Raw genomic sequence first — 21582 nt, 5'->3', positions numbered from 1 at the left:
CGGTTAGCTGTGTACCTATAATTTCCTATCTCTTTATTCACATTCTACTGTTAGCTGTTGCGCATTTTCCATTTTAATTACATATCCCTTAGCTAAGTTGACTCTATTCTTTTTTAAATTAACATGTTTAATAACTTTGCTAGGCATAAAAAAAACCTCAACGAGGCTTTAATATTTACTCATCAGGCTAAGTTTATTGTAATAAGCTTAACGCAATTTGTGGCTGTTGATTAGCCTGGGCTAGCATTGAACTCGATGCTTGCTGCAATACACTATTCTTTGCCAGTATAGCAGATTCTTTAGCATAATCAGTATCTTGAATTCTTGAACGTGACGCTGACACATTTTGTGCGGTATTATCATTTGAGCGAATAGCAGAGCTAAAACGGTTTTGCTTAGCACCTAAATCTGCTCGAGACCCAGTAGCCGCTGCTAAAGCGACATCCATATTTCCAATAGCTATTTGAGAATTTGCGGCTGAATCTACTGATCCCCCTGTACCAATACCAGAAAAATCGGTTGAAATTGAAACAGAGATAACTTGGTTAGCATCAGCACCTACTTGAAATGATGCCGAATATGTACCATCTAACAAATTAACCCCACCAAAACTTGTTTGACTCGAAATACGTATTAACTCATTCTCTAGCTCAGTAAATTCTGTATTTAAGGCTACTCTGTCCGCCGTACTATTAGATCCATTCGCTGACTGAACAGCTAGCGTTCGCATACGCTGTAAGGTATTAGTAAACTCATCTAACGCGCCTTCAGCCGTTTGTGCTAATGAAATACCATCATTTGCATTTCTTGATGCTTGATTCAAACCATTTATTTGTGCAGTTAAACGGCTTGATATTTGTAAACCAGCTGCGTCATCTTTTGCACTGTTAATGCGTTTACCTGAAGACAACCTTTCATACGAGGTACCTAAATCATTGGTTGAATTTGCCAACTGACGCTGGGAATTCAACGATGCGATATTACTATTAACGACTAAAGCCATTGTTATCATCTCCTAATGTAAGCGTATAGTTCTTTGCCGATAACAACATCTTTAAGAACCGTACTGTATATTTTTTGACACATCAATAATAAAGCATATTGTATGCCAACACTTTTAAATGTAATTAAATAACGATAAGTCCTTCATTTTCACAAACATTTGCTGAGCGGCCTGAAGTGCTACTTGAGATTGCTCAAAAGTAGATATCGCTTTAGCAAAATCTAAATCTTCAATATTTGATTCTCCCTTTGATAAAACAAGCTCGTTATCAAGGTGATGCTCTTTCTGTTGTTCAATAAGGGACCGTCGAACACCGGCATCAACTTGACGTGATGTCATATGATTAAGAGCATTATCTAATTGTGATAATATCTCTTGATAATCAACCGCACGTTGAGTCTCACTCGTACTCCCACTTTGATTCATCCAATCAGTAGCAGCTTTAATGGTGTCAAAAATACTAATATTTTCTTCTGGTGATAAGGTAAATTGGTCATTGGGCAATGGGTTGCCGCTTATTTGAACTTCAACACCGTTAAAGGCAATTTCTTGCCCAGCTATATACGGAGCAGTAGGATAGACCGTATTATTATTGCCATCAGTTACAGTTAAATCGTTAGGCAAAGAAAAAGTAAAGGTGTAACCCGGAGGATTATTAACGTCGTCATACTGGCCAGGAGTAGCGATTACAGCTTGTGAAACATGGATACCCGAAGTGTTCGTCGTATAACTTGGAGTAAAGTCTCCTATTGAATTAGGTACATCCATAAAGGCCTCATCTCCCGCTTGATTTGTTGCTACCATCACGTTTCTAGAAATTTGAACTTCTCGAACGCCACTATCACCTAAGTAATTAACGCTTTTGTCAGGTTGCATAGCAAAGGGTTCTTTATCAGTTTGAAAACCAGCAAAGATATAACTACCTGTTTCATCTTTACTATTGGCAATATTAAGTAATTGTGATTGACTATTACTCGCTAATTCAGCCAAAGCATTTAGGTCGCTATCTGATAACGTGCCATTATTCGCTTGAATAAAAAGCTGTTTAAGCTCTTGCATTAATCCTTCTGCATTAAGAAAAGATACTTCTTGAGAGCTGTTTCTATTTTCGGCTTGGGTAATATTGCGTTGATACTTTTCAATATTCTGTAAACCTTCCTTATAACCGGCTAATGTACCAAAATATACCGCATCATCTTTTGCAGTTAGAATTCGCTTTCCACTTGAAATATATCCTATTTGTTCATTTACATCAGACGATTTATTAGTGATTTGCTGAGTATTTTGAAAATAAAATTGAGCTGTAGATACACGCATATATAACTCCTACCTAGACGCTTGTAGCAAGGTATCGAAAATGGTATTAGCAATTGAAATGATTCGTGATGATGCTTGATAAGCTTGTTGAAATCGCATCAAATTTGCTGCTTCTTCATCAAGGTTTACACCAGAAATCTGTTGGTTTCTGTTATAAGCTTGAGTATGTAAAGCTTCAGCAGTTTCTGATACTAATTCAGCTGAACTTGCTTTAGCTCCGACATCAGATGTTGAAATAGCTAAACTTTGACTGAAAGTTTCTTGGCCAGAATTTAAGACTCCCTTTTCTTGAGTCAGCGCCATAAAAGTGGCATTAGCTCCATTACCTAAACCAAAAGCATCGCCAACGGTAAATTCTTCTGGTGCTAATGCACCTTGACCTTTTGGCTGACCTGTAATTTCAATTTGAAATGCAGCGGGTGATGCAGAAGGAGGCATTCCAATAACAGCACTATTACCCGCTAAAAAAGTGCCCGAGGCAATTGCACCAGCAACTGATGGGGGAGTTGGTGGAGGAGATAAAGGGTCAGCGTCATAAACACGATAAGAAAAAACACCAGCAGAGCTTTCATAAACATCAACTAATAATCCCTTATTGGTTGTATCAGCGAATGTTCTTGCGGTAACAGGATCGGTAACGTTAACAATACTAATTTTACCATCACTGACATTATTATCGGAAACAGCCACACCTACAGAGGTACTAGCGGCAATGTTTTTACCATCATTTAGCGTTACGGCCATTAATGAAGCACTATTTTTTGTCAGTCTGATGAGGTAACTATCATCAATGGCAGGTGTTCCTGATAATTCTGTAAATTCAAAACCATAATCAGGATTTGACGTTGTATAAGTGCCAGAGCCTGGTGCTCCAAGATTTTGTAAACTACCATCATTCATATTTGTCATGATGTAATTTGTACCATCAAATCGAACTTCGAATTCATCCGTTGGTATTTTAGAAATGTCGGTAATATTGACACTGGCAGACAAACTTCCAGCATTCGTTGAAGGTGAAAGTACACGCCCGGCTTGTAAAGCAGTGGAATTTATATCGGTAAAGATATTAAGTCCCTGTTGAGCATTTAAATCTAAGCCTCCGGATTGTGATTGATTTAAAGTCTCTGAAATAGCCATAGCCATTCGATCAACTTCACGTCTTAGTTGCGATAAATGCTCATCTCTAAGCTCAAATTTAGCTGCCAACGAACCTCCGAGAACAGAACCATTAAGCGCAACTGAACTATTAGCTCCAACAATTCTAAGCTCTGTAGCTTTAGAATCAGGATCTCCTGAAACAACACTTAATGATAAAGGTGTTATTCCCGCAACTAAAGTCGCGCCATTACCAATCATTACTGTCATAACACCATTGGCATCAACGATTGTATTAACAGAAGTATACTCTCCAAGTTCATCGACCAGTTGATCACGTTTATCAAGCAAATCATTTGGTTGACCATGCAAAGTTAAATCTTGGCTTTGTAATATTTGCTCATTAATTTTTGCCAACTCACCTGAAATTTTCGAAATAGCATTCGCCATTTGTACTATTTCACCATTCGCTGATTTTTCTAATTGTTCAATATTGTCATTTAATGTATTAAAGTCACTTGCTAAAACACCTGCTTGATTTAACGCAATACTACGTAGACCTATATCACTTGGGTTATCAGCAATACTATTCATTGTTTGGTAAAACTTTTCGATTGAGCCATTAATTGCAGCACCCGAAAAAGACATAATTTCGTTAAGTTGATCTAAGTCTTTATGCAAGGTATCTGCATTACCTAAATTACTTTGATTACTAAGTTGCTCTTTATAAGTAAATTGATTGTAGATGCGTGAAATGTCTTGAACATAAGTGCCTGAACCAACAAAGTTACCCCCACTGTATAATCCAACCGAGGAGTTTTGTTCTGCGCGTTGTCGGTTATAACCTTCGGTATTAACATTGGAAATATTATGACCCGTTGTCGCCAGCTGCTGCTGTGCGGCAAGTAAACCACTAACACCTGTGTTATATAAGTTAACCGACATGACTTCACTCCTAACCTAACCAAAACTCAATGCATTTATATGCTGAGCGCTTATTTACTTATTTAGTAAACTGGTTACGGTTCGTAGTGTTCCCTTAATTTTTTCTGCGTATTTGGGATCCGTCGCATAACCAGCACTCTGTAGGTTATGCAGGAAGTGTTCCACATCGCCAGCTTTGTCTAATGCATTTTTATAGCGTTCGCTGTTTGAGAGAAACTGCATGTAATCATTAACGCTGTCACTAATGGTTTCATAAACGCGAAAGGGTTCACGTTTTTTAACCATAGCACCTTGCTCAAATTCAAGGGTTTCCTTATTAATTTTGTCGCCATCCCAGCGTTTATCGGCTTTAATGTTAAACAAGTTATTAGAGCTTTGACCACTTTCTGTTTTGATGATTTTTTGTCCCCAGCCAGTTTCTAATGCGGCTTGAGCTATAACAACTTCAAAGGGAATATTTAACTTTTCTTCAACGCGTTTAGCATCTTCGGTTAATGCCATAACAAAGTCTTTAGGTTGCTGATACTGAGGCTCTTGCATGGCAAGCATTTCATAAACCGACGGTTTGTTATCTAACGAATTTGCCGTGTTAGACGAAGAAGGCGCTCGTTGTGGCATATCAAATAATGCTTGTCGATTATTAGTTGAACGATCACCTGAGTCATTAGTTTGACGATCCTCGGCCGAAATAAGGATCCCTGTGTCGACAATTGACTTGCCTTTATTATTATCTTCGCTGAGTAAGCCGTTGCTTTTACTGAAGCGATTATCACTTTGTAAAAATGACTGCGGGGTAAAACTTTCAGTGTCACCACCTAGCTGGCGAACGATTAAGTCTGATAAACCTAAAGAGCCGTTATTTGATAATTCTAATGACATTTGTTGGTCATGCATATCACGATAAAATTTTGTACTTTCTGAATTAAAGGGACTATCTGACTCTAAAACGTCTTGTGCTTTACGCATACTTTTCATCAACATTTGCATGAAAATCGCTTCAAACTGCTTAGCCGCTGTTTGTAAAGCCGCATCTTTTGAGCCTTTATCAGTTTCTTTAGACTGTTGGCGAATAGAATTCAAGCCATTGATGTCTAAAAAATTCTGAGAATTAGCGGTCACAGATGCTTGCGGTGCCAATGAAGTTAGTGAAGATTGAGTCGGTGTAATCATAAGCTTTATTGATCATTAAATAATGATCAATTCTCCTCGTAATGCGCCCGCTTGTGATAGTGCTTCAAGAATTGCCATAACATCACCAGGGCCGGCACCAATTTCATTAATCGCTCGAACGAGTGTGTCTAAACTTACCCCCGGATTAAAAACAAACATCCGGTTATCATCTTTATTAACGTTAACAATAGATTGATTCGTTACCGCCGTATTGCCATCAGCAAAAGCATTAGGCTGTGACACATCTCGTGTTTCATTAATCGTTACCGTAATACCACCATGAGTAATAGCCGCAGGCAATAAGCGCACATCAGAACCGATCACGATAGTACCGGTACGGGAGTTAACAATAACTTTCGCCGCCGGACGTGAAGGTTCGAATTCTAAATTTTCTAAGGCAGCCAAAAAGCTGACTCGTTGGCTCGCATCTCTCGGTGCATTAACTTGAATAGAGGTTGCATCAATAGCGCGAGCAATAAAAGTGGCGGGGTCGTTAATGTTAGCAAACTCGCTATTAATGACTCGCTCTAAACTTCTCGCACTACTGAAATCAGAATCTCTAAGATTAAAGGTAATATAATCGCCAGAAGTAAATGGTGAAATAACTTCACGTTCAACCATAGCACCATTAGCAATACGGCCTACGGTTGGTGTATTAACAATAACTTTTGAGCCATCTAAACCTTCAGCACCTAAACCGCTAACGACTAAACTGCCTTGAGCAACGGCATAAGCATTACCATCAATACCCATGAGAATAGTTTGTATTAATGTTCCACCACGTAAGCTTTGCGCACTGCCCATTGAAGAAACTGTAATATCAATTTTTTGGCCAGGTTTAGTAAATGCGGGTAACTCAGCATGAACTGCAACCGCAGCAACATTTTTAATTTTTGGTTTTAAATTAGCCGGCATAGTAATACCAAAATTACTTAACATGGTTTTGAAACTTTGCTCGGTAAATGGACTTTGTTCGCCTGTTCCAGGTAAACCCACCACTAAACCATAACCTATCAATTGATTACTTCGGACACCAGCAACATCGGCTAAATCTTTAATTCGCTGTGCAGAGCTCATCGAACTAAACAAAAATGTTAGCACCAAGATAGTAACTTTCATACTTCTGAAAAAAGTGTTCATAATAATACCTATTGAAAGTTTATGTTCAATTAACCCTAAAGGGGCCACCAAGAGCTCGTAAAGAAACTTGATAACCAACCTTGTTCTTGTACATCAGCAAAAGTCCCAGTACCTGCATATTCAATGCGCGCATTAGCGATTTTACCAGAAACAATTGTGTTACTAGAGCTAATATCTTGTGCGCGAATAACACCGGTTAAGCGAATAAATTCGTCACCGTTATTTAAAGTCATCCATTTTTCACCACGGATCATCAAATTGCCATTGGGCAAAACACGCAAAACATGTACAGAAATATGACCGTTTAAGCTATTACCTTGGTTAGACTTTGAATCACCACTAAAGTCAGAGCCTTGGTTATAGCCAAATTGAATGGCATTATTTTTAAAGTTTACTGCAGCGCCGCCTAAACCAATAATAGGATCTAAACTGGCACTATTTTCTTTACTCAACTCTGTTTTAGCATTTTTCTGTGCTTGTGTACTTTCACTTAACGTCACTGAAATAATGTCACCAACACGATGAGCTTTTGAGTCAGAATAAATATTATTAACGTAGTTAGCTCTAAACAGTGAACCCGTCGGGATAATAGAGGCTTCTTCCATTTCCGGTAAAATCGGCGCAAAGTCAGGATCGTCAGGTAACGTTTTGGCCTGTTCAACACTGGCACAACCCGTTATTGATAAAAAGAAGATAACTAAGACTAAGTGAATTTTCATAAGAGATTCCTTAACGCTATAACTGCTGATTAATATAACTAAGCATTTCATCAACTGCTGAAATTACTTTTGAGTTCATTTCATATACCCGTTGACTTTCAATCAAGTTAACAAGTTCTTCGGTGGTATTTACATTCGAGGTTTCTAGCGCGCCTTGCACTATCATGCCAAAACCTTCTAAACCTGGAACCCCTTCTTGTGGAGCACCACTAACCGCTGTTTGAATGTATAAATTTTGCCCTATTGGCTGCAAACCGGTCGGGTTAACAAAGTTAACTGTATTAATTTGACCGATAACAGCAGGATCAGGTTGCCCCTGAAGAGTTACAGAGACTTCACCATCTTGAGAAACAATAATACTCAACGCATCAGGCGGAATAGTTATTTGTGGTTGAATTAAATAACCCGCGCCCGGTGTAACCATATTGCCCTCTTCATCCATGGTAAATTGACCATTTCTTGAATATGACGATGTACCGTCAGGGAGTTGCACTTCAAAAAAACCTTCACCTTGGATCATTAGATCTAAAGCGTTATCGGTAGTTTGCATATCACCTTGGGTATGAATTTTTTGCGTAGCCACCACTTTTGTACCCGCGCCAAGCATTAAGCCTGAAGGCATCTCTGTATCTTGTGCAGAGCGACCACCTGGCTGATTAATCGTTTGATAGAGTAAATCTTCAAATACGGCACGACTTTTCTTAAAACCTATAGTACTGGCGTTAGCTAAATTATTAGAAATTACCGCAATATCTTTTGTTTGCGCATCTAACCCTGTTTTACTTATCCATAATGCTGGGTTCATAAATCACCTCAAAAATTATTTATTTAAATTAGAAAGCACGTAATAAAGATGCTGAACTTGCATCAACTTCTTCGGCTGTTTTCATGAGTTTTAATTGCATTTCAAACTGACGTTGCAAAGAAATCATCGCGGTCATCTCCCCAATAGGGTTTACGTTACTTGCTTCAAGCATGCCGTTTTCGACTTTGACATTGACGTCAGCATTCTCATTTAGTCCATCTTTTCGACGAAACAAGCCATCAGCACCTTTTGCTAACTCTTGCACCCTCGGGTTAACCATTTTTAGACGACCCACTTCTTCTTGAAGAGAACTAGGTGCTCCTTCAGGCTGAACCATGATGGTGCCATCTTTACTGATATGAATATTATTGACTGGTAGAGGTATAAATATCGGGCCAGTATCTCCTAAGACAAGCTCACCTTTAGAGGTTTCTAAAGCACCTTCTTCGTTGAGTCTAAATTGGCCATCACGTGTATAACCTTCAGTACCATTTTCAGCTTGAACAGCAAACCAACCCGGCCCTTGAATGGCAAGATCTAAATCTCGAGAAGTTTGCATCAAAGAACCACTGTCAAAGTTTTGGCTGGCATTTTCTGTCATGGCAAACACACGAGAAGGCAAGCCTTCGCCAAAAGCTTGCATTGAACGCGCCTGTGCTAAATCGGCTTTAAAACCCGTAGTCTTAGCGTTAGCAAGGTTGTTAGCATTAACGGCAAGCGAATGCATATTTTGTTTCGCACCGCTCATTGCGATATAAAGCATTTTGTCCATAACAGATCTCTAAAATTGTATCTTACAATGAGAAATGCAATAACAGTGCCAGAAGAAATATGACAAGAAAAGGAAGATGAAAAAGTAATCATTTTATCATCAACAAAAAGGAGACTACTAACGTTTTAAAAGACAAGTAGTTAAAGACTGTCCGCTGCTCGGGCATTGACATGTAAAAAAGTATTAATGCGATGAAATCATGGATGCCTAAGAATGGCTATGTTTCGCTCTAAATCTATACCGTTCACCCTGAATATAAAAAGAGATAAAACACTTTACGTTTTATCTCTTTTATTTATCATAGACGACATTATTTTAAAAATTTATTTATCGAATCTGTAAAATAGTTTGGTTTAGCTGGTTATCAACTTCTAGTGCTCGAGAGTTAGCCTGAAAATTTCGCTGTGCTGAAATTAAGTCGATTAATTCTGTGGTTAAGTTAACGTTTGATTGCTCTAATGCCGATGAATTAATAGTACCAAAAGTACCTGAACCCGCCTCACCAGCCAATGCTTCACCAGAACTAATACTTTCTTTCCATGAAGTATTACCGATTTGTGTTAAGCCCTGTTCATTCGCAAAGTTTACTAAAGCAATTCGTGATAATGGTTCTGAAGTACCATTACTGTATGTCGCTCGAATTAAACCATCACTACCAATATCTATACCCGTTAATCGACCAACCGCTAAGCCATCTTGCTCAAGCGAAGTCACTTCAAAGTTTGAAGCAAACTGCGTAGGTTCATTTGGATTAGGGCCAAGAGGGTCTAGATTGAAATTAATTTTCACAGTTTGAGTTGGATCAGCACCATTTGATAATATCGTTGCTCCAAGTGGAACTGTAACAGCACCACCGTCACCTGGCATAGGTAATTGTGCAACGAAATCACCTGAAGAATCAAAGTACATACGCATACCAGTAACACCGCCACCTGCTGATAATGGACCTGAATTACCACCACCTTGTGGATTTAATATTGGTGTTCCAGGGGGTTCTGTTGGATTTGGATCTGTCTGTCCACCTGGATCAGCCAAGTCTACGGGTATACCATCAACGCCAGCAAACATCATCCACTGATTAGCATTAGTCGAAGGGTTATCTTTAATAAAGTAATAAGTCATTATATGACTATCACCTAATGAATCAAAAATAGTCACCGAAGTTGAATGGTTAAAAGTCAACGGATCCTCGGGATCAAAGTTACCTGGCGCACTACTAATCCAATCACCACCAGCAGGTAAGTTCATTCTTACATCTACTTCACTGGTTTTCTGAGGAGCACCAGAGGCAGTAGGGATACGAATAGGCTCCGCTGTACTTAAACTTACTGACGCAGAGGTGCCGTCAGGGTTAACTGGGAAACCTAATAAATGCTCACCCGCAGAGTTAACAACAAAATTACTGTCGTTTAATTTAAACTGACCTGCCCGGGTATATGACGTTTCTAAAGAGTCAAGTTCAGGTACTGTTGCATAAAAACCATTACCCGTAACGGCTAAATCTAACGCGTTATTAGTAAACTGAATACTACCTTGCTGAAACTGCTGAGCGACATCTGCCGTCAAAACACCGTCACCCACTTTTGTTTTACCCGAAGCAAGTAATGATGCCGCATACACATCAACAAATTCCGCACGCGACTCTTTAAAGCCGGTGGTATTAACGTTAGCGATGTTATTTGATGTAACATCCAAATCTTTTTGAGCAGCGTTTAATCCGCTCAACGCTATATTAAATGACATAATTGCACCTCATATAAAAAAACTGTTTATCTTAATTATTTCTAATTTTCGAGTATTCACTCTTCATTGAAATAACAGTGGCTTAAATTTATTTAGTTCGAAAAACTATTAATTTAACCTTCTGATACTTCCACCACATCTGCTAGTGCCATGGAACTGCCACCATTAAGATTTAATAAAATATTTCCACCTGCACCGGCTAACGTCACACTATCAACTTTACGATAGGTCATCGCTTGTAATTCTGATGCTTCACCTTCCACTAATCCTGCAATTCTAAAACGATAAGCACCTTGTGGAGCGGACTCGCCATTTGTCATCTTGCCGTCCCAATTAAAGGTAAACTCACCTGCAGCCACACTGCCAACAGGGACTGTTTGAATAAGTTCTCCAGCGGTGTTTTCAACATAAATATTTACATTACTTGCCGCTTTATCCGTGACCATTTTGCCTTTAACAGCTTCACCTTCAGCCATACCAAAAACATTATCATCAACTAAAACGCTGCGACCCACTAACGAGGAGGCCTGTAATGCTTGACTCGATGACATGGATGCAGCAAATGAGGTAAATTGTTCATTTAGTGTTGCCACACCGTCAGTCGTTGAAAACGCGGTCATTTGCGAAATCATTTCATTATTTTCAACGGGCTTAGTTGGATCTTGATGAGAAAGCTCTTTGGTCAGTAACGCAAAGAAATCTTCTTGCGTTAACATACCATTGCCATTATCCGTCTTTGTAACATCTTCCTTTTGCCAGCGCATGCCATCTAAAGGTTTACTTCCGCTTACTGTTTCCATATTTTATCCCACCTTTAATTGTTACTTGCCAAGCTGTAAGGTTTTATTCAGCATATTTTTTGCTGATTCAGCCAATTGAACATTTGTTTGATATGAACGTGATGCTGAAATCATATTGGTCATTTCTTCAATCACGTTTACATTGGGTTTATAAATGAAACCATCTTTATCTGCCATTGGGTGTCCCGGAGAGTGCTGAATATTTAAAGGCTGATCGCTTTCAACAATGCCCAAAACTTTGACACCTACGCCTGAGTCATCTTGTCCTGCGGCAGCTTTTTGCATCTCTGCGGCAAAAACCGGATGCCGTGCTCGATAGGTTGCATCAACACTACTGCTAACGCTATCAGCATTAGCAATGTTACTTGCGGTGGTATTTAAGCGAACAGATTGAGCGCTCATACCCGTGCCAGATATAGTAAATACGTTAAATAGGCTCATAATTATTGCCCTGCTCCGGTGATGGCTTTTTTCAAGCCTTGAATCCTGCCAGTAAGAAATTGAATACTGGCTTGATACTGCATTGAGTTTTCTAGATACAAGTTTCGTTCCACTTGTGCATCTACTGTATTACCATCGCCAGTATCTGGTTGATCGGGTGTTCTAAATTGCACACCATTATTGGTTGCAATGCGAACATCAAAATGCTTTTCGTGGGTTCGTGACATACCTGATTGTTGCTTTTGAGAGGCTTGCGCTAAGGCAGACTTAAAGTCCATGCCCTTGGCTTTATAGCCGGGTGTATCTGCATTAGCAATATTACTAGCAATAACTTCTGCACGTTTAGAACGAACAGCAAGTGTTTGTGGGTGAATGCCCAGTGCTTTTTCAAAAGTGATAGCCATAGTGTTACCTCCAAATCAATGAAGATAACTATACAATTTCTATGCCAACGGGGATTTGAGTGGAGTATATTAAGTCTTTTTCTGGTAAATGATACCGGGATTACAGCGAACCATATCAAAGTTTTGGTTTAAACCCGTCAAGGATTCTGAGGCGCCAAGAAAGAGATAGCCGTTAGGGTTTAGCACGCCTTCAATTTGAGATATTATTTGCTTTTTAATTTCTGGTGCAAAGTAAATCAGTACGTTACGGCAAAAAACAATATCAAACTTACCCATTAAACTATAACTATTTAGGAGATTTAGTTGCCTAAAGCTAACCATTTTCTTAATCGAGTCTTTGATTTTCGACATACCTTTATCGCCATTTTCAAAAAACATTCTTTTACGTTCGGCTGATAAACCTCGTGACAACGCTAAATTGTCATAATGGCCATACTTACAATGCTCAAGCATAGTATTGGAGATATCAGTGCCAATAATTTGAACACCTCCCGAAAATGCAGCAGGATTACTTTGCTTAAATTCTTGAACTGCCATCGCAATAGAATAAGGTTCTTGACCTGAAGAACTTGCTGCTGACCAAATTTTCAAAGGCGTTCTTTTATTTTTAAACTCAGGAAGTAAGCGTTTTTTCAATAGTTCAAAGGGGTACTCATCACGAAACCATAAGGTTTCATTAGTCGTCATAGCGTCGATAACCGCGGCACGTAACTGCCTTTCAATTGGACTGAGAGTACGAGTGACTAAATCACCTAATGTGGTAACATCAAATTTTGCCATTAAAGGGGCTAAACGGCTTTTCACTAGGTATTGTTTATTTTCACCTAAGACAATGCCACATTGTTTCTCTAGGAAGACTCTAAACTGATGATAACTGCTATCATCAAGCTGTCGGATTGACACTTCTATATTCCGCCTTAAATTATTATTATCATTTATTAACGATAGAATACGCTAAAAACAATGGGTTAATTAGCATTATTTTCTAGTTCATCTTTCTTTAACCATTTTTTTACTGCTATGGCTAATTCATCAGGATGAAACTTTGGAATAAAATCTTCTGCACCTACTTTAGCAACCATAGCATTATTAAAAACTCCGCTTAGCGAAGTATGTAAAATAACCGGCATAGCTTTCAATCGGTCATTATTTTTAATCTCAGCGGTTAAGGTGTAACCATCCATTTCAGGCATTTCTATGTCAGAGATAAGTAAAGCGACTTTTTCAGTAATGGATGAATGACACTCGGCTTCTATAGCGAGTAATTGATCTAAAGCGTCTTGGCCATTTTTAGCTAACAACATTGTTAAGCCTAAAGGTTCTAAAGCTCTTCTCACTTGATTTCTAGCTACGGTTGAATCATCCGCGATCATAATGACTCGCTCGCCAAGACTCACTCCAACACTCGCATCAACAACATCTTCACTTAAATCTGTTGAAATAGGATTAATTTCATTTAAAATTTTCTCTACATCTAAAATAGAGACCATTTTTTTGTCTATTTCTGTAACAGCGGTCAAATAGCTCGATTTACCAGCGCCTTCTGGAGGAGGCATAATATCTTTCCAGCTTAACGTGACGATTCTCTCAACACCGCCTACTAAAAAGCCCTGCACACTGCGATTGTATTCTGCAATAATGACAAAAGAATTTTCATCTGGCACTATTTCTGGGCCACCTGTCGATTTGCTCAAATCGATCACTGAAATGGTTTGGCCACGAATATGGGCAACACCTTTAATAAAAGCGTCTTGTCCTGGCAGTAAGGTTAAGCGCGGACAAGGCATAACTTCACGTACTTTAAAAACATTAATACCAAAACGTTGCGGTCCGACTAAACGAAAAAGTAATAATTCAAGTCTATTCTGTCCAACCAACTGAGTGCGTTGATTTACTGAGTCTAAAATTCCTGCCATACAAACCTCATTTTACTTAATTCACAAAAAGGCACACTTCTTGATTGTGCTTATAGATATATGTTGAACGTTCAATTTTTTGACGTTTAGTGCGTATTCGTCTGCTTCTAATTATTGTTACACTAATACATAAATTAAGCATAGACGAGTATTTTAATTTCCCTAGCAAATAGTTGACAAATTTATGAGCATATTCAAGATATTTATCATTCTTTCGCTAATCTCAGCGTTTTTTTCAAATATAGCCTTTGCCCAAACGATGGACAGACAGCAAATTCAAGATTTTGTTACACAATTTATAAAAAATAATACACCATTGCCAAAGCAAGGAAAGATAAACGTTTCAGTCTCTACTTTAGATCCCAGAATTATTATTCAACCTTGTTTAACACCTTTAATCGCAAATATACCTGAAAATCATAATGGTAGAAACGTAAATGTTAAAATAAATTGCGACGACCCATCGTCTTGGTATCTTTATATTCCTGCAAAAATTCAAGTGGTCATACCGGTAGTTGTTGCAAAAAGTATCATTAGTAAGGGCAGTAGAGTTGATAGTTCAAATGTCACCATTGAATATCGCGATAAATATAGAATTCGTGGTGAGAGCTTAGATGATACCAGAATCGTTATTGGTACCCGAGCTAAAAGAAAGTTGAGGGCGGGTGTCATTCTAACTAAAAAAAATATTTGTTTTGTTTGCAAAGGCAGCCATGTCACGCTTATTGCGCAATCGAATACGTTGACAATAAAGACCTCCGGCATAGCCCTTGAAGACGGGGGGCTTGGCGAGCAAATAGCGGTTGAAAATGAAGGCAGTGGTAGAACGGTAACAGGGCGAGTATCGGCTATCAACGAAGTGATAATTAATTTATAATAATGGTTAAGTTATTAGGCTGCTTGCCGATAACAAGATAGTGAATATCAACCCGTTATCTATAGGATAGTATTATGGCTATAAATATCAATAACTTGTCAAATAACAGTCAAGTAAAGCAAAAGCTTGATCAACAAGTACAAGTCAAACAGCAAGCCACACAAAATGCAGCAAGTAGTGAACAAGGAAGATCTGTAGGTAAAGATTCAGTCTCTTTAACACCACAAGCTCAACAGTTAAATGAGTTACAAAAGAAAGCGAATGACGCACCAGCCGTTGATCAGAAAAAAATCGATCAACTCAAAAAAGCCATTGCAAATGGTGAGTATAAAGTTGATCCTGAAAAGCTTGCTGCCAGTATAGCAAATTTCGAATTTAAACTAGGCTAACAGTTTACTGTTAACCTAATCACAGGAGTTACACCTGATGACAGCGTTAGCAGCAGAGCAATTAATTGCTCAACAGTTACATAACCTACAGCAGCTTGATGAGCTGCTCAGCGTTGAAAAAGAAGTCTTACAAAAACAAAGCCCACAAGCATTAACTGCCGTTACCGAGCAAAAAGAGGCTTTGCTAAAAGCCATACAGCAACTTGATGAACAAAACGCTCAAAATATTATTTTGAAAAACGAAGTTAAATCAGGTATTCATCAGCAAGAGATTGCTGAAATTGAAGCTATTTTACTGCGTTGTAAAGACAAAAATCAGGTTAACGGTCAAATCATACAGCAATCTTCACTTGCCGCTGAACGCATGAGAAACTCCTTGCTTGAGAATCATAACCGCTCATCAATGACCTACAATAGTAAGGGAAAGAAAAGTGGTGGCCTTAGCAGTTTAGGCATTAAAGCTTAGTAAAAACAACACGCTAATTAACAAAAAAAGCCTCAACTTAATAATAAGCTGAGGCTTTTTTACAGAAAAAACTAAAACGACTTTATTAAACTAGTTTAGCTTGGCCGCTCATCTCCCCTTTGGCAACTACGATAGCTGAGCGTAAACTTGTCATTAATGATGAGTAAGCTAAGCAAGCCTAACCAAATAGTTTCCCTAGTTTTTCTTTTGCTTTATCTTTGAGCTTATCTTTTTGTTTATCTTCAAACTCTTTCTTTTTCGCTGCGACGATATCTGAGTTAATCAGCTCATCTAATGCTTTATCACTATCTCCGATGAGTGCTTCAACATCCATTAGAGACTCAGCTTCCTTATTACTTACCCCTAAAGCTTGAGTAAGCTTAGTGCTTAACCCTGCTTTAATGTCAGATTTGAAGCTTGTTAATTTAGTTGATACCTGCTGCACCATTGAATCTTTTAATTGGTTATCAAGTGGCGATGATATAGATAACGTCGGAGCCGTTATTTTACCTTTTGCAGTTATGGTTAATGCCAACGACTTAAGAGACTGAACTGTGTCAATAAAGAGTGTACTTAACTTCGAAGTGCCAGCACCACTATATTGAGTGTTAGCCAGGTTAAGTTTATTTTCACTGTCAATTTGGTCATCGATGAATGAAAAAGCCCCCTTACCTGATAATAAGCCACTGTTAAGATCTAAAGTAAAAGCACTTGATTTTTGTAGTGAAACATCTTTTAAGTTGACGTCGACAAGTTGCCACTGCCCCTTACCTACTAAAACATCTTGCTTATCTAGTGAGAAAGCTAACCCTAAGGTTAATTTCCCCAAGCCCTGTACTTTGTCGCTTTTAACGTTAATAACACTATTATTACCTCGTACCCAGTGCTGATGCGTCAATTCTTTGCCGCTAATTGCAAATTCACCTTGTGGCAATATTAAAGAAAAATTTGCTTGTTCAATAAGTACATCAGGCAAAGGTTTTTCATCATTAAACTGCACATAACGACCTTGATCGCTAGCTACTGGTGCTTCTTTATCAACTTTTGAAGATTTAATTAACGGTGCTATATTTCGATAAACGGTATCAGCATAGCCAAAGTATTCTCTTGCTTGCTCACCAAACAACAAGTGAGCAAAATCAGCACCATCGACACTATCAAGTTGGTACTTGCTCTCAATGTTTTTCCAATCGGCGCTTGGCGCATCTTTTAAAGCTTTAGTTTGTTCACTTAATAATGTTTTTGAAGCGCTAACTTGCTGCTTTGCTTTTTTCATGACCGCTTGGTCAGCTTCAAACTTTGTTTTTAGCACGGTAAAATTTTTATTAAGCTTTTCAAGATCGGCTAAACTTTCTATCTTAATATTAGCAAGTTGCTCTACTTGCTTTTTATAGTCTGCTAACGCGTCTTTAGTTGGGAGTGTTTCATAAGCAGCTTGCAGCTTTATCTTTTCGATTTGATAACTTTGCTCTAAAGCTTTGCCACGCTTGACTGTTAGCAAATCACTATTATTAAGTAAATCTTCAGCTTTAGGTAGGCTAACATCAAGTTTAGGCAACATTGAATCACCTAAGCCGTCACTGCCATTTTCAGTATCGTCACCAAGTCTATAGACTTCACCGACCGACTGCCTAGGCTGATTGATTCTTAACTCAGCAACATTTAACTCGCTAATATATAACTTACCAAATAAATATTGCCAAACATCAACACCGGCAGAGGCTTGTGAAAAACTCACCAAATTATGGCTAGGTTTTTCAGGATCGGTTGCTTGGAAACCTTCAATACTCAGTGTTAAGGGTAAATAGTTAATTTCAACTTCGTTAACATTAACTTCAGCACCTAAATACCATTCACCTGATTTTTCTATACCTTTCTTAACTAAAGCGTCAGCAAATAAATAAATAAAAGCGATCAATAATCCCATAACCACAAAAAAACCGATTAGCCCTTTCCAACGAATAAAACGACTCATTACAACTCTCCTTGGCCAGAAACGTGGCTATAAATACGGTAGAACTTTGATGCTTTTAATGCCTTAACAATACGGAACTTCTCAAAGAAGGCTTTAATATGTAGTCGATACTTTTCAATTAAAAAGTTACTCAGATAATATAACGGCACTGCTAATAAACAGCCAAGCACCAAAGCACCCAACGTATAAGTATGGTGGAGGTGGCCTAGTTTAAATAACGAAGACTGATATAAAGCATCAAATAAAGGGTGTAATGACTTTGCTGTTAGTAATGACTCACCAACAGTAACGATCAATGATGATAACAAATAACTTAACCCTTTAAAGAATCCCCAAGCGACTATAAAACCACCGATATTGACTCTTAAAAATAAAACCACGAATATAAAAGCAATATTATGCAAGGTAAGCAGTGGCGATAGTCCAACGATAAAACCTAACGCTATGGCCAATGATATTTGCCGAGTAGAGCTTTCTGAGTTCAGTGCATTGAACAGTTTAGCGAGTAATGTAAGCATTCCTTTTCCTTTTTTGTGTTCTCTTACTATCTATTTACCACTTAAAGCTTAGTGGGTTAAGTATAACTAAGTAAATAAACTAAAGCAGGCTTATACATTAGCGCTACTATTGCGTTTCTTTACGGGTATAAACAAAATCATTACCTTGACTCATTTCTTCACTATATTGATAGCCAGCAACATCAAAGGATTTAAGTTGTTCAACCTCTGTTAAGCGATGTTCAATAATATAACGTGCCATTAAACCTCGTGCTTTTTTGGCAAAGAAACTGATCATTTTAAATTGACCATTTTTCCAATCTTTAAATGCTGGAGTAATTATTTCACCTTGAAGCTTTTTTTTATTTACTGATTTAAAATATTCATTAGAGGCAAGGTTAATTAACACTTTATCACCCTGCTGGGCCAATGCTTCATTGACATGGTCAGTAATAATGTCTCCCCAAAACTGATACAAGTTGCTGCCACGATCATTCGCTAACCTTGAGCCCATTTCTAAGCGGTAGGCTTGCATTAAATCAAGAGGTTTGAGTAAACCGTATAATCCTGACAAAATTCTCATGTGTTTTTGTGCGAAATCAAAATCATCTTCATTAAATGTTTTGGCGTCTAATCCGGTATAAACATCACCATTAAACGCTAATACCGCTGGGCGAGCATTATCAACAGTAAAAGGCATTGACCATTCACCAAATCGAGCAGCGTTTAACCCAGCAAGTTTATCACTAATGCCCATTAAGGTTGATATCTCTGCAGGTGTTAATTTTTGGCAATGGTCAATTAAATCTTTACTGTGCGCTAAAAGCTCAGGTTGAGAAAATTTATTAGTGGGTAATGGTGACTCAAAGTCTAAGTTTTTAGCTGGAGAAACAACAAGTAGCATAACGGTCCCGTTTAATACAATATCAAAATATATAACCCATATAATACAATAAATCCGCTAAACATGAAGATAAATGATAAGCCAATTACCGTCATAGTTAAAAAAATGTCGAACATACTTGCTATATATTGAAAATTTGTTACAAATATAGTCATATTAGGCATTACATCAAAGGTTTATCACTTTTTCAGCCATTTATGTTGTAATAATTCTCCAATTTTAAGTTTTTCGTAAAAAGGTAAAGGACATGACTAACCAGCTTTCTCAATTAAAAAAAATGACTACAGTAGTTGCTGACACCGGTGATATTGAAGCAATCGCAAATTTTCAACCACAAGATGCAACCACAAACCCATCGCTATTATTAAAAGCAGCATCACTTGAAGGTTATCAACATTTACTTACCGAAGCGGTAACATGGGCAAAGGCACAGTCATCAAATACAGAACAACAAGTTATTGATGCCGCTGATAAACTATCAGTATTAATTGGCTTAGAAATTTTAAAAACAGTACCAGGTCGTATTTCAACAGAAGTAGATTCACGTTTATCTTTTGATACTCAAGCTTCAATTGCCAAAGCGCATAAGCTTATGGCGATGTATAAAGAAGCAGGCATTAATAACGATCGTATCCTTATTAAACTGGCATCAACTTGGGAAGGTATTAAAGCGGCAGAGCAACTAGAAAAGGTTGGTATTAACTGTAACCTAACTTTATTGTTTAGTTTTGCTCAAGCACAAGCTTGTGCCGAATCAGGGGTTTATTTAATCTCACCTTTTGTTGGCCGGATCTTAGATTGGTACAAAAAGGATAGCGGTAAAAGTGAATACGCAGCGGATGAAGACCCTGGTGTGATCTCGGTAACTAGCATTTATAACTATTACAAAGGTAAAGGTTATAAAACGGTGGTGATGGGAGCAAGCTTTAGAAACATAGATGAGATACGTCAACTTGCCGGATGTGATCGTTTAACGATAAGTCCAAACCTGTTAGACGAATTATCGAAGTGTAGTGACCCGCTTGAGCAAAAATTATTTAGTGAGCAACCTAAATTAGCCGCTCAAGAAAAATTATCAGAAAGTAGTTATCGTTGGGCAATGAATGAAGATGCTATGGCCACAGAAAAGCTTGCTGGAGGGATCAGAAATTTTACCCTTGACCAGATAAAATTAGAAAAACAGCTTGCTGAGTTACTTTAATAGCTATTTTTCATACGGTTAGTTTAAAATAAAACCTAAAAACAGTTACTTTATCACCAAGTATTATCGGAGTTTATTGCTTTAATTATTTGCTTATCATCTTGAATGTGTTATTAAAAAGGTGCTGTTAAATAAAAAGGAGTGTTCTATGGATAAACTTGAACAAGTAATGGGCTCGTTTGGTAAAAGACCTAAGTCCTCAGAAAGCACTAATAAGAAAAGAAAATGGCGTGAAATAGAACTTATAAAAGAAAGATTCCAATTAGAAAAAGAGCTAAAAGCCTACGAAGACTCGTTAGAATTTATGCTGGAAGATTTCTAGTTTTATTTCAAATGAAAAAACCCAGTTTTTAACTGGGTTTTTTATTGCTTGAAATACCATAAATGTAAAAGCTAAACTTGCTCCAGAACATACCCCGTAGGTTTAACACCAAAAAACGCCTTTATCTGTTCAACAAGCAAGTAGTTAACCGGCACTAAAATCAAGGTAATAAAATAGGCTAAAAAAAATGCCAAACTTAGTTAACTCAGCTAATACTCCCATCCAAATAGGGATATTACCAGGTATTCGCCCTGCTCTTTTTTCACTCTATGAAGCGAAAAAAATACCTAATGATTCATCCGCTTGTTTTGTACTCATCATTATTAAGTTCTAGTAATATCAAGGGCAATATTTATAACATAATGTCTATTAAAAATAGTTTGATATAAAACTTGAATTTAGTGGGGTGATAATCATTTAATTGAAAATAATTTTTCTATTAGAACAAAAAAAAGCCCACAATTGCTTATGGGCTTTTTCGTCTCAATAAAGAGAAATATGGTGCCTTGACCCGGAATCGAACCAGGGACACGAGGATTTTCAATCCTCTGCTCTACCGACTGAGCTATCAAGGCAGTTTGAAATTCTAAAGAACATCAAAGAGGCGCTATAATATAGGGTAATAGTGGTTCAGGCAAGCATTACCTAATCACTTTTTAATTATATAGTGGTTACCACTGA

At 37.9% G+C, this 21582-nt stretch carries 23 protein-coding genes and 1 tRNA gene; 6 read left to right on the top strand and 18 right to left on the bottom strand.

All coding sequences use genetic code 11. The features are described 5' to 3' along the window. Positions 1–193 precede the first annotated feature (193 nt). From H4J67_RS01515 to H4J67_RS01450, 14 genes are all read right to left on the bottom strand, one after another. Positions 194–1003: a flagellin gene (locus H4J67_RS01515; RefSeq protein WP_182176168.1), complete on the bottom strand. Its 810-nt coding sequence runs from the start codon at positions 1001–1003 to the stop codon at positions 194–196. 114 nt (positions 1004–1117) lie between these two features. After that, a complete protein-coding gene (gene flgL, locus H4J67_RS01510) occupies positions 1118–2320 on the bottom strand; it encodes a flagellar hook-associated protein FlgL (RefSeq protein ID WP_182176169.1) in 1203 nt (400 codons plus the stop codon). A gap of 9 nt (positions 2321–2329) precedes the next feature. Next, the gene (flgK, locus tag H4J67_RS01505) at positions 2330–4360 is read right to left on the bottom strand and encodes a flagellar hook-associated protein FlgK (protein WP_182176170.1); all 2031 of its coding nucleotides are present in this window, start codon (positions 4358–4360) and stop codon (positions 2330–2332) included. A 54-nt stretch (positions 4361–4414) separates the two neighbouring features. Continuing rightward, positions 4415–5530 (bottom strand): flagellar assembly peptidoglycan hydrolase FlgJ, encoded by a 1116-nt coding sequence (flgJ, locus tag H4J67_RS01500; protein ID WP_182176171.1) that lies wholly within the window; start codon positions 5528–5530, stop codon positions 4415–4417. A gap of 15 nt (positions 5531–5545) precedes the next feature. Continuing rightward, on the bottom strand, positions 5546–6670 hold the full coding sequence (locus H4J67_RS01495; protein ID WP_404842767.1) for a flagellar basal body P-ring protein FlgI: 1125 nt from the start codon (positions 6668–6670) through the stop codon (positions 5546–5548). A gap of 35 nt (positions 6671–6705) precedes the next feature. After that, on the bottom strand, positions 6706–7389 hold the full coding sequence (flgH, locus tag H4J67_RS01490) for a flagellar basal body L-ring protein FlgH (RefSeq protein WP_070374648.1): 684 nt from the start codon (positions 7387–7389) through the stop codon (positions 6706–6708). Between the two features lie 16 nt (positions 7390–7405). Continuing rightward, complete coding sequence (gene flgG, locus H4J67_RS01485) at positions 7406–8194, bottom strand: flagellar basal-body rod protein FlgG (protein WP_070374649.1); 789 nt, start codon at positions 8192–8194, stop codon at positions 7406–7408. Between the two features lie 28 nt (positions 8195–8222). After that, positions 8223–8966, bottom strand: a complete 744-nt coding sequence (flgF, locus tag H4J67_RS01480) for a flagellar basal-body rod protein FlgF (protein ID WP_146799142.1) — start codon at positions 8964–8966, stop codon at positions 8223–8225. Positions 8967–9293: 327 nt separating this feature from the next. Then, entirely contained in the window at positions 9294–10709 is a 1416-nt protein-coding gene (gene flgE, locus H4J67_RS01475; protein ID WP_182176172.1) for a flagellar hook protein FlgE, read from the bottom strand. Between the two features lie 113 nt (positions 10710–10822). Next, the gene (locus H4J67_RS01470) at positions 10823–11509 is read right to left on the bottom strand and encodes a flagellar hook assembly protein FlgD (RefSeq protein WP_182176173.1); all 687 of its coding nucleotides are present in this window, start codon (positions 11507–11509) and stop codon (positions 10823–10825) included. Positions 11510–11530: 21 nt separating this feature from the next. Beyond that, positions 11531–11950: a flagellar basal body rod protein FlgC gene (gene flgC / locus H4J67_RS01465; protein WP_070374653.1), complete on the bottom strand. Its 420-nt coding sequence runs from the start codon at positions 11948–11950 to the stop codon at positions 11531–11533. Positions 11951–11952: 2 nt separating this feature from the next. Further along, positions 11953–12354, bottom strand: coding sequence for a flagellar basal body rod protein FlgB (flgB, locus tag H4J67_RS01460; RefSeq protein WP_182176174.1), 402 nt, complete (start codon positions 12352–12354; stop codon positions 11953–11955). A gap of 69 nt (positions 12355–12423) precedes the next feature. Continuing rightward, positions 12424–13257 carry a protein-glutamate O-methyltransferase CheR gene (locus H4J67_RS01455; RefSeq protein WP_182176175.1) on the bottom strand — a complete coding sequence of 278 codons (834 nt, stop codon included), beginning with the start codon at positions 13255–13257 and terminating at the stop codon, positions 12424–12426. A gap of 65 nt (positions 13258–13322) precedes the next feature. Beyond that, positions 13323–14270 (bottom strand): chemotaxis protein, encoded by a 948-nt coding sequence (locus H4J67_RS01450; protein ID WP_182176176.1) that lies wholly within the window; start codon positions 14268–14270, stop codon positions 13323–13325. Between the two features lie 184 nt (positions 14271–14454). Here H4J67_RS01450 and flgA point away from each other — a divergent pair, with 184 nt between their 5' ends. From flgA to flgN, 3 genes are all read left to right on the top strand, one after another. Continuing rightward, positions 14455–15147 carry a flagellar basal body P-ring formation chaperone FlgA gene (flgA, locus tag H4J67_RS01445; protein ID WP_182176177.1) on the top strand — a complete coding sequence of 231 codons (693 nt, stop codon included), beginning with the start codon at positions 14455–14457 and terminating at the stop codon, positions 15145–15147. Positions 15148–15221: 74 nt separating this feature from the next. Further along, on the top strand, positions 15222–15536 hold the full coding sequence (flgM, locus tag H4J67_RS01440; protein WP_070374658.1) for a flagellar biosynthesis anti-sigma factor FlgM: 315 nt from the start codon (positions 15222–15224) through the stop codon (positions 15534–15536). Between the two features lie 37 nt (positions 15537–15573). Beyond that, positions 15574–16002: a flagellar export chaperone FlgN gene (flgN, locus tag H4J67_RS01435; RefSeq protein ID WP_182202663.1), complete on the top strand. Its 429-nt coding sequence runs from the start codon at positions 15574–15576 to the stop codon at positions 16000–16002. Positions 16003–16180: 178 nt separating this feature from the next. On the opposite strand, the gene H4J67_RS01430 is transcribed toward flgN, so the two are convergent. The 3 genes from H4J67_RS01430 to yaaA form a co-directional block, all read right to left on the bottom strand. Then, positions 16181–17977 (bottom strand): TIGR03545 family protein, encoded by a 1797-nt coding sequence (locus H4J67_RS01430; RefSeq protein WP_182202661.1) that lies wholly within the window; start codon positions 17975–17977, stop codon positions 16181–16183. Next, complete coding sequence (locus H4J67_RS01425) at positions 17977–18495, bottom strand: TIGR03546 family protein (protein ID WP_070374661.1); 519 nt, start codon at positions 18493–18495, stop codon at positions 17977–17979. The genes H4J67_RS01430 and H4J67_RS01425 overlap by 1 nt, the downstream gene beginning before the upstream one ends. A gap of 106 nt (positions 18496–18601) precedes the next feature. Next, positions 18602–19378, bottom strand: a complete 777-nt coding sequence (gene yaaA, locus H4J67_RS01420) for a peroxide stress protein YaaA (RefSeq protein WP_182176181.1) — start codon at positions 19376–19378, stop codon at positions 18602–18604. Between the two features lie 247 nt (positions 19379–19625). On the opposite strand from yaaA, the gene tal reads away from it, so the two are divergent. The 3 genes from tal to H4J67_RS01405 all read left to right on the top strand — a co-directional run bounded on the left by tal (position 19626) and on the right by H4J67_RS01405 (position 21235). Continuing rightward, positions 19626–20579: a transaldolase gene (gene tal, locus H4J67_RS01415; RefSeq protein WP_182202660.1), complete on the top strand. Its 954-nt coding sequence runs from the start codon at positions 19626–19628 to the stop codon at positions 20577–20579. 148 nt (positions 20580–20727) lie between these two features. Next, positions 20728–20901: a DUF3545 family protein gene (locus H4J67_RS01410; protein WP_083277925.1), complete on the top strand. Its 174-nt coding sequence runs from the start codon at positions 20728–20730 to the stop codon at positions 20899–20901. Positions 20902–21088: 187 nt separating this feature from the next. Continuing rightward, positions 21089–21235 (top strand): hypothetical protein, encoded by a 147-nt coding sequence (locus tag H4J67_RS01405; RefSeq protein ID WP_182202658.1) that lies wholly within the window; start codon positions 21089–21091, stop codon positions 21233–21235. Between the two features lie 165 nt (positions 21236–21400). On the opposite strand, the gene H4J67_RS01400 is transcribed toward H4J67_RS01405, so the two are convergent. After that, positions 21401–21476 (bottom strand) — tRNA-Phe (locus H4J67_RS01400). Positions 21477–21582: the final 106 nt, after the last annotated feature.

The organism is Colwellia sp. BRX10-4, assembly GCF_014077465.1.
GTDB lineage: Bacteria > Pseudomonadota > Gammaproteobacteria > Enterobacterales > Alteromonadaceae > Colwellia_A.
This window is presented reverse-complemented; position numbering and strand designations above follow the sequence as displayed.

Excerpts from the sequence above, each read along its gene's own strand:
- H4J67_RS01515 (WP_182176168.1), bottom strand. The coding sequence starts at position 1,003 with ATGGCTTTAGTCGTTAATAGTAATATCGCATCGTTGAATTCCCAGCGT.
- flgL (WP_182176169.1), bottom strand. The coding sequence starts at position 2,320 with ATGCGTGTATCTACAGCTCAATTTTATTTTCAAAATACTCAGCAAATC.
- flgK (WP_182176170.1), bottom strand. The coding sequence starts at position 4,360 with ATGTCGGTTAACTTATATAACACAGGTGTTAGTGGTTTACTTGCCGCA.
- flgJ (WP_182176171.1), bottom strand. The coding sequence starts at position 5,530 with ATGATTACACCGACTCAATCTTCACTAACTTCATTGGCACCGCAAGCA.
- H4J67_RS01495 (WP_404842767.1), bottom strand. The coding sequence starts at position 6,670 with ATGAACACTTTTTTCAGAAGTATGAAAGTTACTATCTTGGTGCTAACA.
- flgH (WP_070374648.1), bottom strand. The coding sequence starts at position 7,389 with ATGAAAATTCACTTAGTCTTAGTTATCTTCTTTTTATCAATAACGGGT.
- flgG (WP_070374649.1), bottom strand. The coding sequence starts at position 8,194 with ATGAACCCAGCATTATGGATAAGTAAAACAGGGTTAGATGCGCAAACA.
- flgF (WP_146799142.1), bottom strand. The coding sequence starts at position 8,966 with ATGGACAAAATGCTTTATATCGCAATGAGCGGTGCGAAACAAAATATG.
- flgE (WP_182176172.1), bottom strand. The coding sequence starts at position 10,709 with ATGTCATTTAATATAGCGTTGAGCGGATTAAACGCTGCTCAAAAAGAT.
- H4J67_RS01470 (WP_182176173.1), bottom strand. The coding sequence starts at position 11,509 with ATGGAAACAGTAAGCGGAAGTAAACCTTTAGATGGCATGCGCTGGCAA.
- flgC (WP_070374653.1), bottom strand. The coding sequence starts at position 11,950 with ATGAGCCTATTTAACGTATTTACTATATCTGGCACGGGTATGAGCGCT.
- flgB (WP_182176174.1), bottom strand. The coding sequence starts at position 12,354 with ATGGCTATCACTTTTGAAAAAGCACTGGGCATTCACCCACAAACACTT.
- H4J67_RS01450 (WP_182176176.1), bottom strand. The coding sequence starts at position 14,270 with ATGGCAGGAATTTTAGACTCAGTAAATCAACGCACTCAGTTGGTTGGA.
- flgA (WP_182176177.1), top strand. The coding sequence starts at position 14,455 with ATGAGCATATTCAAGATATTTATCATTCTTTCGCTAATCTCAGCGTTT.
- flgM (WP_070374658.1), top strand. The coding sequence starts at position 15,222 with ATGGCTATAAATATCAATAACTTGTCAAATAACAGTCAAGTAAAGCAA.
- flgN (WP_182202663.1), top strand. The coding sequence starts at position 15,574 with ATGACAGCGTTAGCAGCAGAGCAATTAATTGCTCAACAGTTACATAAC.
- H4J67_RS01430 (WP_182202661.1), bottom strand. The coding sequence starts at position 17,977 with ATGAGTCGTTTTATTCGTTGGAAAGGGCTAATCGGTTTTTTTGTGGTT.
- H4J67_RS01425 (WP_070374661.1), bottom strand. The coding sequence starts at position 18,495 with ATGCTTACATTACTCGCTAAACTGTTCAATGCACTGAACTCAGAAAGC.
- yaaA (WP_182176181.1), bottom strand. The coding sequence starts at position 19,378 with ATGCTACTTGTTGTTTCTCCAGCTAAAAACTTAGACTTTGAGTCACCA.
- tal (WP_182202660.1), top strand. The coding sequence starts at position 19,626 with ATGACTAACCAGCTTTCTCAATTAAAAAAAATGACTACAGTAGTTGCT.
- H4J67_RS01410 (WP_083277925.1), top strand. The coding sequence starts at position 20,728 with ATGGATAAACTTGAACAAGTAATGGGCTCGTTTGGTAAAAGACCTAAG.
- H4J67_RS01405 (WP_182202658.1), top strand. The coding sequence starts at position 21,089 with ATGCCAAACTTAGTTAACTCAGCTAATACTCCCATCCAAATAGGGATA.